Origin of the sequence: Gordonia terrae (assembly GCF_051789125.1) — a bacterium.
Classification (GTDB): Bacteria; Actinomycetota; Actinomycetes; order Mycobacteriales; family Mycobacteriaceae; genus Gordonia; species Gordonia terrae_A.
On sequence record NZ_CP196526.1, the window covers coordinates 1301250 to 1315814 of the forward strand.

At 68.8% G+C, this 14565-nt stretch carries 13 protein-coding genes; 8 read left to right on the forward strand and 5 right to left on the reverse strand.

What is annotated here, in order from left to right; translation table 11 throughout:
* The first annotated feature begins 153 nt into the window (after nucleotides 1-153).
* Nucleotides 154-567 (forward strand): cold-shock protein, encoded by a 414-nt coding sequence (locus ACSUZC_RS05935; RefSeq protein ID WP_055477138.1) that lies wholly within the window; start codon nucleotides 154-156, stop codon nucleotides 565-567.
* A 32-nt stretch (nucleotides 568-599) separates the two neighbouring features.
* Here ACSUZC_RS05935 and ACSUZC_RS05940 read toward each other — a convergent pair whose 3' ends face one another.
* The gene (locus ACSUZC_RS05940) at nucleotides 600-1112 is read right to left on the reverse strand and encodes a DUF2771 family protein (RefSeq protein ID WP_439031951.1); all 513 of its coding nucleotides are present in this window, start codon (nucleotides 1110-1112) and stop codon (nucleotides 600-602) included.
* The gene (locus tag ACSUZC_RS05945; protein WP_439033006.1) at nucleotides 1109-2938 is read right to left on the reverse strand and encodes an MFS transporter; all 1830 of its coding nucleotides are present in this window, start codon (nucleotides 2936-2938) and stop codon (nucleotides 1109-1111) included. Before ACSUZC_RS05945 ends, ACSUZC_RS05940 begins: the two co-directional genes overlap by 4 nt.
* Before the next feature lie 230 nt (nucleotides 2939-3168).
* Between ACSUZC_RS05945 and ACSUZC_RS05950 the strand changes: the two genes are divergently transcribed.
* Both ACSUZC_RS05950 and ACSUZC_RS05955 read left to right on the forward strand, forming a co-directional pair.
* Nucleotides 3169-3960: a DUF3027 domain-containing protein gene (locus tag ACSUZC_RS05950; protein ID WP_439031952.1), complete on the forward strand. Its 792-nt coding sequence runs from the start codon at nucleotides 3169-3171 to the stop codon at nucleotides 3958-3960.
* Nucleotides 3961-4004: 44 nt separating this feature from the next.
* The gene (locus ACSUZC_RS05955) at nucleotides 4005-6824 is read left to right on the forward strand and encodes a sacsin N-terminal ATP-binding-like domain-containing protein (protein WP_439031953.1); all 2820 of its coding nucleotides are present in this window, start codon (nucleotides 4005-4007) and stop codon (nucleotides 6822-6824) included.
* Here ACSUZC_RS05955 and ACSUZC_RS05960 read toward each other — a convergent pair.
* Nucleotides 6787-7377 carry a TetR/AcrR family transcriptional regulator gene (locus ACSUZC_RS05960; RefSeq protein ID WP_439031954.1) on the reverse strand — a complete coding sequence of 197 codons (591 nt, stop codon included), beginning with the start codon at nucleotides 7375-7377 and terminating at the stop codon, nucleotides 6787-6789. The two genes, ACSUZC_RS05955 and ACSUZC_RS05960, sit on opposite strands and share 38 nt — an antisense overlap.
* 109 nt (nucleotides 7378-7486) lie before the next feature.
* Here ACSUZC_RS05960 and ACSUZC_RS05965 point away from each other — a divergent pair, with 109 nt between their 5' ends.
* Nucleotides 7487-8626: an acyl-CoA dehydrogenase family protein gene (locus ACSUZC_RS05965; protein WP_439031955.1), complete on the forward strand. Its 1140-nt coding sequence runs from the start codon at nucleotides 7487-7489 to the stop codon at nucleotides 8624-8626.
* Between the two features lie 31 nt (nucleotides 8627-8657).
* On the opposite strand, the gene ACSUZC_RS05970 is transcribed toward ACSUZC_RS05965, so the two are convergent.
* Complete coding sequence (locus ACSUZC_RS05970; protein ID WP_439031956.1) at nucleotides 8658-9371, reverse strand: hemerythrin domain-containing protein; 714 nt, start codon at nucleotides 9369-9371, stop codon at nucleotides 8658-8660.
* 205 nt (nucleotides 9372-9576) lie between these two features.
* Here ACSUZC_RS05970 and ACSUZC_RS05975 point away from each other — a divergent pair, with 205 nt between their 5' ends.
* The 4 genes from ACSUZC_RS05975 (at nucleotide 9577) to ACSUZC_RS05990 (ending at nucleotide 14319) form a co-directional block, all read left to right on the forward strand.
* A complete protein-coding gene (locus ACSUZC_RS05975) occupies nucleotides 9577-10161 on the forward strand; it encodes a phosphatase PAP2 family protein (protein ID WP_439031957.1) in 585 nt (194 codons plus the stop codon).
* A 314-nt stretch (nucleotides 10162-10475) separates the two neighbouring features.
* Entirely contained in the window at nucleotides 10476-11726 is a 1251-nt protein-coding gene (locus ACSUZC_RS05980; RefSeq protein ID WP_439031958.1) for an acyl-CoA dehydrogenase family protein, read from the forward strand.
* 15 nt (nucleotides 11727-11741) lie between these two features.
* Nucleotides 11742-12812, forward strand: a complete 1071-nt coding sequence (locus ACSUZC_RS05985; protein ID WP_439031959.1) for a phosphotransferase family protein — start codon at nucleotides 11742-11744, stop codon at nucleotides 12810-12812.
* A gap of 22 nt (nucleotides 12813-12834) precedes the next feature.
* Nucleotides 12835-14319, forward strand: a complete 1485-nt coding sequence (locus tag ACSUZC_RS05990; protein WP_439031960.1) for an APC family permease — start codon at nucleotides 12835-12837, stop codon at nucleotides 14317-14319.
* Here ACSUZC_RS05990 and ACSUZC_RS05995 read toward each other — a convergent pair.
* Complete coding sequence (locus tag ACSUZC_RS05995) at nucleotides 14316-14564, reverse strand: DUF2530 domain-containing protein (RefSeq protein ID WP_439031961.1); 249 nt, start codon at nucleotides 14562-14564, stop codon at nucleotides 14316-14318. The two genes, ACSUZC_RS05990 and ACSUZC_RS05995, sit on opposite strands and share 4 nt — an antisense overlap.
* Nucleotide 14565: the final 1 nt, after the last annotated feature.

A 14565-nucleotide genomic window follows, 5' to 3' on the forward strand; every position in this document is an offset into this window, starting at 1 on the left:
GGGTACGGCGTTGGCTACGATGGTCCTAGCAGGCGCCTTGCATCCGTCTGGGCCCGGACGGCACACACCGTCGGGTCGTCGAGATGGGTGATGGCGTCTTTTGTCGTGACAGGTCGTTTTTCGACGGATCAAGAACAGATGAGGGTGAGCACAGTGCCGACCGGCAAGGTGAAGTGGTACGACGCGGACAAGGGCTTCGGCTTCCTCTCGCAGGAGAGCGGTGAGGACGTCTACGTGCGTTCGGCAGCGTTGCCCGACGGGGTGGAGGCTCTCAAGCCCGGGCAGCGGGTGGAGTTCGGCATGGCCGCCGGGCGCCGCGGCCCGCAGGCGTTGAGCGTCAAGGTCCTCGAGCCCGCGCCGAGCGTGTCCAAGAACGTCCGCGAGGCCGCCCGTAAGGACGTCAAGCGCCATTCGCCCGACGAACTGCACGGCATGGTCGCCGATCTCATCACCCTGCTCGAGGGGAAGGTGCAGCCGGATCTCCGCAAGGGCCGCTACCCCGATCGCAAGACGGCTCAGCGGATCTCCGAGGTGGTGCGCGCGGTCGCCCGCGAGCTCGATTCCTGAGTCCCGTCGCTGCGATCTGCCGCTGGGTCCTGCTATCGAGCGGGCGCGGTCTGTACGGCCAGTTCACCGCGCGGCAGGACCTCGTCGGCCGGTGAGAGCCGCGCGGACGCGGCGATGACGGTGAAGCCGATGAGCTCCTTCTCCGGTGCCGACCGGAGGGTGAGCGTGTACGTGCTGTCCGGTCTCTGGGGTTGCTCGTCTTCGACGAGACCGCCGGGGGTCTGGTAGACGGCTGCGAGGTTCCACGGGCCCTGCGCGATCTCGCTCGAGACGGTCACCATGATCGTCGTGTCCACCGGCACCGGGATCGTCGCGGTCTCCCGCGGCGTCGTGATCTCCGGGTCGCACTCGGTGAGCATCAGGTCGCACCACCAGCGGGGCTCGACGCTGTGCAGCTCGTCACCGACCGCGACGTGCAGGTACGGCTGGTCGGTGTGCTGCGCGTTGCGGGTCAGCAGGTACACCGAGGTCCCGACGACGGCGACGAACGCCACGACCACGATCGCGATGATCGACAGAGCCTTCTTCTCACCACTGCTGATCACTGACGACGTTGTCCTGTCTGGTTGTGCGGCGGGTGATCGCCGTGGCTGTACGGACGGTCACCCCGATTCTCGAACGGAGCCGTCGGCGGCTTGGGCGCGGTCGGCATCGCAGCAGTCGACGGGCGTTGCGGGTGGGGTCGGGTGTCGGCTGTCGCGGGACTCCTCCGCGGCTGCGAGCCGGTGGCCCGGAACGCCACGGTGGGTGCGGCATGGTCGGGACGGCTGCCGCCGAGCCCGGGAACCAGCGACTTGCCGCGCGTGGTCATCACCGTCTGCGCCAGGCCCAGGCCCAGCAGGACGGCGACGACGGTGAAGCCGATCCACAGCGTGGGAGGCAGGAGCACTCCGAGCGAGGCGCCGAAGACCCACGACAGCTGCAGCACCGTCTCCGAGCGACCGAACGCGGATGCGCGCGACTCGTCGGGTAGGTCGTCCTGGATCGACGAGTCCAGGCACACCTTGCCGATCGCGCTCGTGCCGGAGGCGACCAGCGCGGCGACCGCAGCGGCGACGATGTTGCCGAAGATGGCGGCGAGCACGGCGACGACGAAGCACGAGGCGGTGGCCCAGACCACGATGCCCGGCGGGTTCTTCAGCTCGAGCCGGGTGCCGACGCCGTTGCCGATCATGTTGCCGACGCCGGCGGCCGCACCGACGGCGCCGAGCAGCAGCAGCTGGGTCCAGTCCGAGGCGTCGCCCTGTTGCGCCTTCGCGTAGAACGCGATGAACAGGGTCAGGAAGCCGGTCAGGATGCGGATCGTGCCGTTGCCCCACAGACCCGCGACCACCTTGCGGCCCAGCGGCTGGCGCATCTTCGCGGCCAGCATCTTGGCGCCGTCACGCGCGCTGGTCGACCCATCGGGATCAGGACCGGACCGGGCCGGCTCGCCGTGGTAGGTCAGCGTGGTCGGGATCTCGCCCTCCGTGGACTCGACCCACGACGGGATGCGCATGCACAGGTAGGCGCCGGCGGCGGCGACGATCGCCAGCCACACCATCGCGCCCGGCAAGTGGATCGGCAGGAGCTGGCCGAGCAGGAACTCGACGATCCCGGCGACGGCGCCGCCGACGATGGTCCCGCCGATGAGGCCGAAGGTCGTCAGCCGGGAGTTGACGCGCGGCAGATCGATGGTCGGGGGCACGACGCGCGGGGTGACCGCTGACTTGAGCACACCGAACGACTTGGACAGCACGAGCAGCCCCAACGCGCACGGATAGAGGACCCACGGGTCGTACTCGAGCTGCTGCGTCACGTCGTTCCACTGAACGTTGGCCATGATCAGCAGGGCCAGCACGACGCGGAGACCGAAGGTCGCGGCCATCGCGATGCGGCGCCCGCGCTGCAATCGGTCGAGAAGCGGACCGATGAGCGGCGCGATGAGTGCGAACGGCGCGATCGTGAGTGCCAGGTACAGCGCGACATTCGTCTTGGACTCGCCCGTCGCGGCGGCGAAGAACAGGGTGTTGGCCAGCGCGACGGCCATGGCGGCGTCGGCGGCGAAGTTGGCGATCACCGGGAGGGTCAGCGCGGTCAGTCCCGATTGATCGGCGCCGTCGGCGGTCGCGGCCTGGTGGATCTTGCCGATGCCCTTGCCGGTGAGTTCGCGGCTGCGCATCGCCGCCACCCGCATCACGGTGAGCTTCTTCGGCGCCCGGGGGCCGTGTTCGGTCGGCATCGCGCGCGTCTGCTCGTCGTGCGGGGGCTGCCCGCGGTCGTCGAGCGGCGGGAGATGCGGGTTGTGGGTGGGCGGCGGGAGGTAGGCGTTGCGGCCGGGGCCCGGGCCGCTCGGCGGTCCCCAGCCGGGCGCCGGACGCCGCGCACGCATCTGGCGCGTCTCGTCGACCGGGTAGTTCGTCGAACCGGGATGCTGCGCGGCCCGTCGCGCGGTGTCGTCGGGTGGTGGCCGGTGGTTCGCGGGACCCCTGGGGGCCCCGCGCCCCTCGTCGTGTCGGGAACTCCGTGGGATCACGGAGACGATTGTTCCTCATCTGCGGCCGCACCCGCTTGAAGCGGGTCGTTGTGTGGCACACGTCGGGGATATTGCACACTGGAACGGTGACTCAGGTAAGTGACGGCGAACGGCTCCTGGCGGCCGTCGACATCGCACGCTCCGCGCTGCTCGACGAAGGTCAGCGGCCCGGCGCGCATCGGCGCAGCGTCGCCGAGGGCGATTGGGCCGCCGCGCACTACTTCGATGCCGAACTCACCGGTTATCGCGGATGGCAGTGGTGCGTCGTGCTGGCGGGTTCCCCGGGCAGCGACGAGATCACGCTCAGCGAGGTGGTACTGCTGCCGGGGGACGGGTCCCTGCTCGCACCGCCGTGGGTGCCCTGGTCCGAGCGTGTCGCCTCCGGTGACCTCGGTGTCGGCGACCTCCTGGCCGCCGAACCCGACGATCCGCGCCTGGTGCCCAATCAGATCGACACCGGTGACGAGTTCCGGTTCGAGTCCGACTCCGCCGAACCCGACGACATCGGTCAGGTGGCCGGCGAGCTGGGTCTGGGACGTAAGCGTCTGCTGAGCCGCGAGGGCCGAGCCGACGCGGCACAACGCTGGTATGACGGAGATTTCGGTCCCACTTCGGAGATGGCCCAGGCGGCACCGTACGCATGCTGCACCTGTGGCTTCTATGTTCCCCTCGCGGGTGCGCTGCGGGCCGGCTTCGGTGCGTGCACCAACGAATACGCCGCCGACGGCCGAGTCGTGTCGGCGGAATACGGCTGTGGTGCACACTCCGACGTCCAGGGCCCGAAGGGCGAGGGTTCGCCGGCCTACGACGCCTATGACGACGGTGCCGTCGAGATCATCGCGAGGGCTGCGCTGGACGCAGAGCCGGCCCGCTCCTGACCCACCGCCGATCGCCGGGTCCCGACATCGAAGACACCTCAGCCGTGAGTGACGATCCGTTCGGTACGGCCGCGCTGCGATCGTCGACGCTCGATGCCTGGGTGTCGTCGCCGACGCGACTCGCCGAAGATGCGGCAGCCGAATCCGATCTGGTGACAGTGGGATATCGGGATCGGCTGCTCACCGAGCTCGCTGCGAACGCGGCCGATGCCGCGGCCGCCGCCGGTGTCGACGGCGAACTCGCGGTGTGGATCGACGGATCGGAGTTGCACGTCGCCAACACCGGCGCCCCCTTGACCCGCGAGGGCGTCCGGTCTCTCGCCGCGCTGCGTGTCTCGGCGAAATCGGCCGGCGGTGGGGCCACGGGTCACGGGGATGCGGGCCGGGGTCAGATCGGCCGGTTCGGTGTCGGTTTCACCGCGACCGCAACGGTGGCTGATCGGGTCGAGGTGCGGTCGCGCACCGGGTCGGTCGTGTTCGACCGGGACGCGACGCTCGACGCCGTGCGGGCGGCCGGGATCTCGCCGGACGACACGGGAGGTGTGCCGGAAGTCCCGGTGCTGCGACTGGTGTGGGCGTCGGAGTCCGTGCCTGCCGACGGTTTCGACACCGAGGTCGTGCTGCATCTGCGGGAGAGCCCCGGTCCGCTGGTCGAGGCGATGCTGGCGCAGGCGCCCGACCTCGTCGTGGAACTCGATGCGTTGCAACGCATCACCGTCACCGGTGTCGAAGTGTCGGTGGCGCGGGTGCCCGGTCCGGAACTCGACGACGCTGCTGCCCGGTCTGCCCTGGTGACCGTGTCGGTCTCGGGGGATGCGGCCGGCAAAGAGACGCTGCCGGCGTCGCGGCGGTGGCTCGAGGTCGCGCGCGGCGGAACCCGGTGGCTGGTCGACGCCGACGAAGGACAGGCGCCCGGGTGCGACGTCCTGCGTGCCCCGACCCCGACCGACATCGAGTTGAGCCTGCCGTGCCGGTGCATCACCGACCTGCCGCTCACGCCGGATCGCCGACACCTCCACCCGAAGGCCGAAATCGCCGATGCCGCCGCGGGTTACGTCGATCTGGTCCGGCTTGTCGATCCCGCCCGGCGGCTCCGTCTGGTGCCCGAGTTGCATCTTGCGCGCAATCCCGACGATGCCCGCCTGATCGAAGCCGTTCGACGGGAACTCCGCGACGCGGCCTGGCTCCCGGCCGCGGCCGGCGACGACCTGATCCCGCCCCGCGCGGTCGTGCTCGTCGGGCTGACGGAGCGGTTGGCGGAGATCCTGGGCGAGCTCTTCGGCGATCTCGTGCACCCGGACCTGTCTCTTGCGCAACATCTTCCGACACTGGGACGGCTCGGTGCGGAGGAACTCGGACTGGCGGCGACGGCCGAGCGGCTCGCCGGGGTACGGCGCGATCCGTCGTGGTGGCATGGCCTCTACGATGCGCTGAGCCCTCTGGTGTCGACCGGCCGCGAGGTCGAGGAGCTGGGGGCACTGCCGATTCCGCGTTCGGACGGCCGGATGGCCATCGGTCCCCGCGGACTGTTCGTCAGCGACCGGATCTCGACTCCGATGCGTTGGATTCCGACGGTGCACCCGGAGGCCCGCCACGAGTTGCTCGAACGCCTGGGCGTTCAAGATCTCTCGGTACCGGAGGCGCTCGCCGACCCGGCGCTGCGTGTGCTCGTCGAGGACACCGATCTCGACGACACCGGCGACGACGGTCTGGCCGCCGAGGTGTGTGCGGTCCTGCGAGCCGACCCGGATGCTTCGGTGCCGCCGTGGCTGTCGGCACTCGCGCTGACCGACGCCGAGGGCGAGTTACGCCCCGCCGACGAACTGCTCCTGCCCGGGAGTCCGCTGCTGTCCGTCCTCGTCGACGACCATCCGTTCGGGGTCGTCGATCAGGGCGTCGTCGACGAGTGTGGCGCCGAGCCATTGCGGAGGATCGGCGTCGGGTGGGGCTTCGTCACCGTCGACGACGATCTGCCGGTGGGGCCCGACCATGACCTGCCCGACGAACAGGACTGGTGGGACTCACTGCCCGAGGCCCCCGAGAGACTCTCCGCGGTACGTGATCTCGATCTCGTGGACGAAGGTCGCTGGCCACGGGCGCTGACGATGTTGGCCACCGACGAGCACATCGCCTCGCTGCTGACCGATCGCCGGGGTTACACGGCCTGGTGGTTGCGTCGGCACGCCGAGGTCGACGGATTGCTCCTGGGCGAATACCGTGCGCCGTCGGACGAGATCCTCGCGAACATCATCGATCCTCTGGATCACCCCGATGCCGACGCACTGTCCGGTGCGCTCGCGCGACTCGAGCCCGACGACGCCGACGACGCGTCGGTGCTGGTGACCAGACTCGGCGAACCGGGTCGCGAGATCAGCGCCGGCGCAACGGTGTCCGTGCACGCCGCGGTGGTCGCGGCATGCCGGCGCGGTGCCATCGATCCGGCCGACGTCGAGGTCCCCGATCGGGTGCGTACCCTCGCCGGGACCGTGACCGACCGCGCGGTGGTCGTCGACCGGCCGTGGTTCCTGCAGGCGCTGCCCGACGACGAGTCCGTACTCGCCGGGCCGACAGTGAGGCCGGAGGACGCCGACGTGCTGGCCACTCTGCTCGACCTGCCGCTGGCGACCGAGGAATACACGGCAACCGTCCGCGATCCCGGTGACGCGGTCACCTGGGCGCACCCCGAGGCGGTCCGCTTCGGAGCGGTGCGCGGCACGGCCGTGGAGCACGGGACGGTCCGCCTGCACGACGAGTTGTGGGTCACGATGCGCGGCAACCATTCCGAGCGTGACGTGCGGGTGTCATGGTGGATCGACGACGCGGGGGTCACGCACCTGGAGCGCCTGCGTCGATCCCCGCGGTGAGGATCGAGGCGAGCTGCCGGTAGGCGGCCGCGTCGTCGAGTCCGGTGGCGGCCAGGACCTCGCGACGCTGGATGCGGCTCATCATCGAGGTCGCGAGATCTGCGGCGAATGCGGCGTCGACATCACGGAAATCACCCGTCGCGACCCCGTCGGCGATGAGCGCCTGGACCCGTGACGACGCAGCGGCGGTGTTCAGTTCGTACAGGGAGCGTGTCGGGCCGAAGGCGTCGAGATCGCGCATGAACGCCTCCGATGCGGGTGAGAGTGCTTCGCCGACCGCCACCAGATAGACGATGACGCGTTCGCGTGGACTGTCGGTTGCCCGGACCCGGGCTTCGACCTGCTCGGTAGCGGTGCGGAAGAAGTGCGTCACGGTCGCCGTGACGAGCTGTTCCTTGCTGGCGGCGAGTGTGTACAGCGTCGACTTGGAGCACCGCAGCTCGGCCGCGATGTCAGCGATCGACAGATGGGCGAATCCATCGCGCAGGATCAACTCGAGCAGCGCGTCGAACAAGACCGCACGGCGACGCGTGGCGAATCCCTGAGCTGGCATGAGGCTCCTCGCGATCGGTTCGGCGGACGACCCGCGACTGTACGGAGCGCCGATCGAATAGTACTGTGCAGAGGACTTGAGTACTAGTTTCGTTACCTGGAGGTCAGTGATGCCGGTCGATCGCCTGCTACCCGACAATGAGGCGCGCGATCTGATCGCGCTGGTCCGCGACATCGCCGACAAGCGCATGGCGCCGATCGTCGACGAGCACGAGAAAAACCAGACCTACCCCGACGGATTGTTCGCCGAACTCGGCGAGGCCGGTCTGCTCGGCCTGGCATACCCGGTCGAGTGGGATGGCGGCGGCCAGTCGTACGAGGTGTACCTGCAGGTGCTCGAAGAGCTCGGCGCCCGGTGGGCGGCCGTCGCGGTGGCGGTGAGTGTCCACGGGCTGGCCTGCCATCCGCTGTTCAATTTCGGCACCGAGGAACAGAAGCAGCAGTGGCTGCCCGACCTGCTCAACGGCAAGCTGATCGGTGCGTACAGCCTGAGCGAACCACAGGCGGGTTCCGATGCCGCCGCCCTAGCCTGCCGGGCCACACCGGCCGACGGTGGCTACACGGTCAACGGCGCCAAGGCGTGGATCACCCATGGCGGCATCGCCGACGTCTACAACCTCTTCGCACGGACCGGGGAGGGGTCGAAGGGTGTGAGCTGCTTCCTCGTGCCGCGTGACACGACGGGCCTCACCTTCGGCAAGCCGGAGGACAAGATGGGACTGCACGCGGTGCCGACCACGGGCGCCTCCTATGACGACGCCTTCGTCGACGAGGGTCGACGGCTCGGAGCCGAGGGGCAAGGACTCCAGATCGCCTTTTCCGCACTCGATTCCGGCCGCCTGGGGATCGCGGCGGTTGCCACAGGTCTCGCGCAGGCCGCGCTCGACGCCGCGGTCGACTACGCGCAAGAACGAAGTGCGTTCGGCCGCAAGATCATCGATCACCAGGGGTTGTCGTTCGTCCTGGCCGACATGGCTGCCGCCGTCGACTCGGCCCGTGCCACCTATCTCGACGCGGCACGACGACGCGACGCCGGTGTCGACTACACACGTGCTGCCGCGACCGCAAAACTGGTCGCCACCGACGCAGCGATGAAGGTCACCACCGATGCGGTGCAGGTGTTCGGTGGGTACGGGTACACCCGCGACTTCCCGGTGGAGCGCTACATGCGCGAGGCCAAGATCACGCAGATCTTCGAGGGCACCAACCAGATCCAGCGTCTGGTGATCGGACGCGCCCTGGCGCGGTGATCACGCGTGCCCTACTCGGACGGGGCTCGTCTCAGCTCGAGATGTAGTAGAAGGCGCGGCCGTCGAGCCGACGGAAGCCCGGTCCGCCCAGCGTGACCAGGAGTCTGAGGATCCCGGGCAAGCGGGTGAACACGCGCTCCCGGTCCTCGGGGAGAAGGCCTTTGGCCATCATCGGACCGACCCGTAGCGTCTGGCGGAGTCCGGACTGCTTACCCATCTTCTCCTCGAAGGCATCCCAGTCGGCGGTGGTCATGTGACGCTGCACGATCGCGATGGCCTCGGTCTCCTCGTGAGCGAGGTGGTCGCCGAGGATCTGCCGCGCGCGGACGAGCGCGTCGGCCAGGGCGGCGCGGGTCCGGGTGTCGGCGGACGAGGCCATCGACGTGAAGCCGGCGTGGCATTCCGCGAGCAGGGGATCGATACGGTGGTGCTCGGCTTCCATGGCGTCGAGGACGCGCTTCTCGTCCTCGTCGCAGCGGGCGAGGAGCAGGGGCCACAGCTCGGCGTCCTCCCCGCTGTGATGATGATGCAGCGTGTCAGCGAACATCGTCCAGCGGTCCGCGAGTGCGCGCCACGTCCCGGCGTCGGCGATCGGGGTCACCGGCACGCTCGCGGCGAAGTCGGCGAGATCACGCCGGAACGTGTGGTGCAGCACGTACATCATGAACGGGTCGATGGGCCCCTCGGGTGCGGCGGCCTGGCCGGGGAGCAGAAGCTGGATCGGGTGTCCGGTGGTTGTCGTCATGGTCGTGTCCTCGTCAAGTGGTCGGGTCGGGCGGTGATGGTGACCACTGTCGGCGGAGGGGCTTGCGACGTACTTGAGGGCGACTTGACCCGCGACGGTGCAGGCAGGCGTGTATCGGCCGAACGGAGGACGTCTCGGGCTCGACTAGGGTGGCGACGGTTCCGGGTCGTGCGCCGTCACACGACGAGAGAGGAGTCCGAGGCCGATGATTGTCTCCCCGACGACGATCGACGAGAACATCCTCAACTGGGTGGTGACGAACCGTTCCGAACCGTGGATCTCGATCGCCGAGGCCCTCACTCTGCTCGGCAACACCCTCACCCTCACCGCGCTCACCGTTGTGGCGGTGATCGTCCTGGCCTGGCGGAACCGTCGTGCCGACGCGGTGTTCCTCGGTGGCGGAGTGCTCTTCGGGTACGCGCTCATGCAGGCCCTCAAGTTCTCTTTCGCCCGGGATCGCCCACCCATCGAGGACCGGTTGCTCGAGATCGACACCTTCTCCTACCCCTCGGGCCACGCGATGATGACGATGGTCGTCTTCGGGTTGTGCGCGGTCGCGGCGTACCGCGCCTCCGCCTGGGTGCGTGCGCATCGCTGGGTTCTGGCGCTGGCGCCCCTGCTGTCGATCCTGGTGGGACTCACGCGGATACAGCTCGCGGTGCACTGGACCACCGACGTGGTGTCGGGGTGGTTGTTCGGCGCGATCTGGGTCGTGCTCTGCACCTGGACCCTCCTTCGGTGCGAGACACGACGTGGCGCGGTTTCCAGGTCGACACCGCCTGGTTCCTGAGCCCGGACGCCGCGGCGATGGTGGCGGGTGGACGAGCCAGGGGTGTCGGTCGTGGCCGAGGCCTCGAATGTTGTTCTGCCCGTGCGATCGCCGGTGGGCGGCATGGTCTCGATGAGCTGGTCGAAGAGGGTGTCGAGCTCTGCCATGGTCCCAGGCGACTCGAGCACATGTTCAGATGCAACAGGTGGCCGGGGAACCTGGTCGGAGCTTGAGGACTCCGAACCGGAAGTAGGGCAAGCCCGCCGTCGGTGCACGTCCGTGCCGGTTTGCGCGGAACGTTGACGGTTCGTCGGTGCGCCGCGATACGGTCGGGTATGGATTTCTCCCCATCAGCGCGGTCGGCCGACCTGACCGAACGCGTGCGCACCTTCGTGACCAACGAGATCGAGCCCGTCGAACCCGAGATCCATCGGGACATCAAGAACAGACGTGACGAGAACGGCGATCCGTGGACGCCGTCGCCGATCATCGCGGAGCTGCAGAAGAAGGCTCGTTCGCAGGGCCTGTGGAACCTGTTCCTCCCCGCTGAGCATGCCGGCCGCTACGCGGCAGACTTCGGTACCGACGGTGGAGCCGGACTCAGCAACATCGACTACGCGCCGATCGCGGAGGCGATGGGGTCGTCGGGGCTCGCTCCGGTCATCTTCAACTGCAACGCACCCGACACCGGCAACATGGAGGTGTTGCTCCGGTACGGCACCGATGAGCAGCGCAAGCAGTGGCTCGAGCCGTTGCTGACGGCGGAGATCCGCAGCGCATTCTGCATGACCGAACCCGCTGTCGCGTCGTCGGACGCCACCAACATGGCCGCGACCGCCGTGCTCGACGGCGACGACGTCGTCATCAACGGCACCAAGTGGTTCTCCACCGGAGTCGGCCATCCCGACTGCAAGGTCCTCATCTTCATGGGCGTCACCGACGCGGAGGCGGACCGCAAGGCGCGCCACACCATGGTGCTGATCCCCATCGACGCGCCGGGCGTCACCATCGACCGGATGCTGACCACGATGGGCTACTTCGACGAACCGTTCGGCCACGGCGAGGTGACCTTCACCGACGTGCGGGTCCCGGCGTCGAACATCCTGCTCGGTCCCGGACGCGCCTTCGAGATCGCCCAGGGTCGGCTCGGACCGGGCCGTGTGCACCACTGCATGCGAGCCATCGGTCTCGCCGAGCGCGCGCTGGAACTCGGTGTGCGGCGCGCACTCTCGCGCGAGGCCTTCGGCAAGCAGCTCGCACGCCTGGGCGGCAACAGCGAACGTATCGCCGACGCCCGGATCGCGATCAATCGCTCGCGCCTGCTCGTCCACCACGCCGCGTGGCTCCTCGACCAGGGGATGTCCCGTGAGGCGCTCTCGGCCGTCAGCGAGATCAAGGTCGAGGTGCCCAACATGGCCCTCGACGTCATCGACCTCGCCATCCAGCTCCACGGCGGCGCCGGACTCACCGACGACTTCCCCCTCGCATCCGCCTGGGTCGGGGCGCGGTCGCTCCGACTCGCCGACGGCCCGGATGAGGTGCACCGCAACGTGGTTGCGCGCATCGAGTTCGGCAAGTACCGCTGAGGCAGGGGGAGACCGATGGCTGACGAGGTCGCCGGCGCGGGAGAGGTCCGCACCGAAGATGCGTTCGATGTCGAGACGGTGGCGAAGTGGCTGGAGTCCAACGCCGCGGATCCCGCCGGGCTCGACGCTGTACCCGAGGTGCGCCAGTTCGGCGGCGGCGCCTCCAATCTGACCTATCTGCTGCGCTATCCGACCAAGGACCTGATCCTGCGCCGGGCGCCGCGGGGCACCAAGGCGCGCGGTGCGCACGACATGGCACGGGAGTACCGGATCCAGTCCGCGCTGGCCGGCGCCATCCGCTACGTCGCACCGATGGTCGCCTTCTGCGACGACCCGTCGGTGCTGGGTGCCGACTTCTATGTGATGGGGCGGATCGACGGCGTCATCCCTCGCACCGAATGGCCCGCCGACGTGCAGCTCGACGCGGATCAGGCGCGACAACTGTGCTCGAACTTCATCGACACCCTCGTCGAGGTCCACTCGGTCGATCCGGACAAGACCGGACTCGGCGACCTCGGGAAGGGGCGCGGCTACGTCCGTCGCCAGGTCGACGGTTGGACCACACGATTCCGCAACGCGCACACCGACGACGTGCCCGACTTCGAGCGAACGATGGTGTGGCTGGCCGAGAACCAGCCCGACGATGTCGCGAACTGCGTGATCCACAACGATTTCAAGCTCGACAACGTGGTGCTCGACAAGAACGACCCCACCCGCGTGATCGGCATCCTCGACTGGGAGATGGCGACGCTCGGAGACCCGCTGATGGACGTTGCGGGATCGATGGCCTACTGGATCCAGGCCGACGACCCCGACGCCATGCAACTGATGCGCCGGGTCCCGACACACTTGCCCGGCATGATCAGTCGGGCGGAATTCGTCGAGAAGTACTGCGAGCGTATGGGTTTCGACATGTCGCCGGAGCGCTGGCGCTGGTACGAGGTGTTCGGGCTGTTCCGTGCCGGTGCCATCGCCCAGCAGATCTACTACCGCTACTACCACGGCCAGACCACCAACAAGGCGTTCGAGCGCCTCGGGTACGCGGTGGGCATCATCGCTCAGCGACTGGACGACTTGGTCGTGTAGCCGCCTGTACGAAAGGGCCGCCATGGCCGAAGAAGTGCTCACCTCTGCCAGCGCGGACGACGAGTTCCGGACCGGCGGCTACCGGCCCGAACTCCGCCGGACCCTCGGCGGATTCGCGGTGTTCGCGATCTCGTTCGCCTTCATCTCGGTCGCGGTGGGCGTCTTCGCGACCTACGGCGAAGTGCTCGTCACCGCCGGCCCCGTGGGGATCTGGCTGTGGACCGTCGCCGCCTTCGGGCAGACGCTGATAGCGCTGGTCGTCGCGCAGTTCGCGGCCCGCATCGCCCTGAGCGGGTCGTCGTACCAGTGGGCGTCGAGGCTGGCGAACCCCAGGGTCGGCTGGATGTTCGGCTGGTTGAGCTTCTGGTACCTGGCCATCGCCGTCGTCGCGATGGACAACGCACTGGCCAGTCAAGCGCTCATGCCCCTGTTCGGCATGGCCGAGGACGAGTCCGTCGCGCGGGTGATGACCGTCGTCATCCTGGTCGTCCAGGCCATTCTGGTCATCGCGTCGACCCGGCTCCTCGGTCTTTTCACCTCCGGCGCCGTCGCCGTCGAACTCGCGATCGTCGCCATCCTCGTCGTCGCACTGGCCGTGGTGATGGTGGTGACCGGCAGCGGACACCCCGGCAACCTGGGCTCACGCGGCATCGCGGCGGGCGCGGCGGACTACTGGGCCATCGGCGGGGGAGTGATGGCCGCGATGGTCATGGGCCTGACGACCCTGGTGGGTTTCGACTCCGCGGCGAACCTCGCCGAAGAGGCGAAGGACCCGTTCCGCAGCGTTCCCCGCGCGATCGTCGGTTCGGTGGTGGCCGCCGCGGTGGTGGGGCTGGTCTTCCTCATCGTGCTGACCGTCGCGATCGAGGACGTCGCCGCCATCAGCCGGGACGGCTCACCGGTCGCGGCCATCATCCGGGGCCAGCTCGGGTCGGTCGCCGAACGGGTCCTCCTCGTGTGCATCGCCTTCGCGATGTTCGGCGCGGGCATGGTGGTGATGGCTGCGTGCGCCCGGCAGGTGTTCGCGATGGCCAGGGACGGCCGGTTCCCGGCGCATCGTCTGATGCGGCGGGTCAGTCCGCGCACCCAGACCCCGGTTCCGGCGACCCTCCTCATCCTCGGCGTCGGCGTGGTGCTGATGGTCGCGCTGCCGGGTTCGGCCCTGATCGAACTGATCGTCGCGTCGACGATCCTGCCCGCGCTCATCTATGGCGGGATCGTCGTTCTCTATCTCGTGGTCCGAAAGCGACTGGAGCGCAAGGAAGGCGGCTTCAGTCTCGGCCGCATGGAACTTCCGATCGCGATCGCTGCGCTCATCTGGGTGGCGTTCGCGCTGTTCGTCCTGGTCACTCCCGACGACGCGACGGTGCCCACCTTCGTGGTGCTCGGACTGATCGCCGCGGGCGCGGTGTACTTCGCGGTGATGATGATCTGGAATCGCGAGGCCCTCGACCACGAGCCCGGCGTCGACGAATTCGCCGGGGCGGGCGGCGAACCGAACGGTTAGTCCAGGCCCTCCTGCGCGCCGCGGGCGCCGCGTCGGACGCCTGCGCGTTGCACCAGCACGATCGTCGTCCCCAGCAGTCCGACGCCGAGGCCCACCAGGCAGATCGTCAGAGTGCGGTCGCCACCGAGATCGGTGACGGCGACGACCACGGTCGCCACGGCCCACGCGATCATGCCGACCACGATCACCGGCTCGGGAGCGCGCAGGGCGCGGGGGAGTTCGGGGATCTCGACTGTCACGGACATG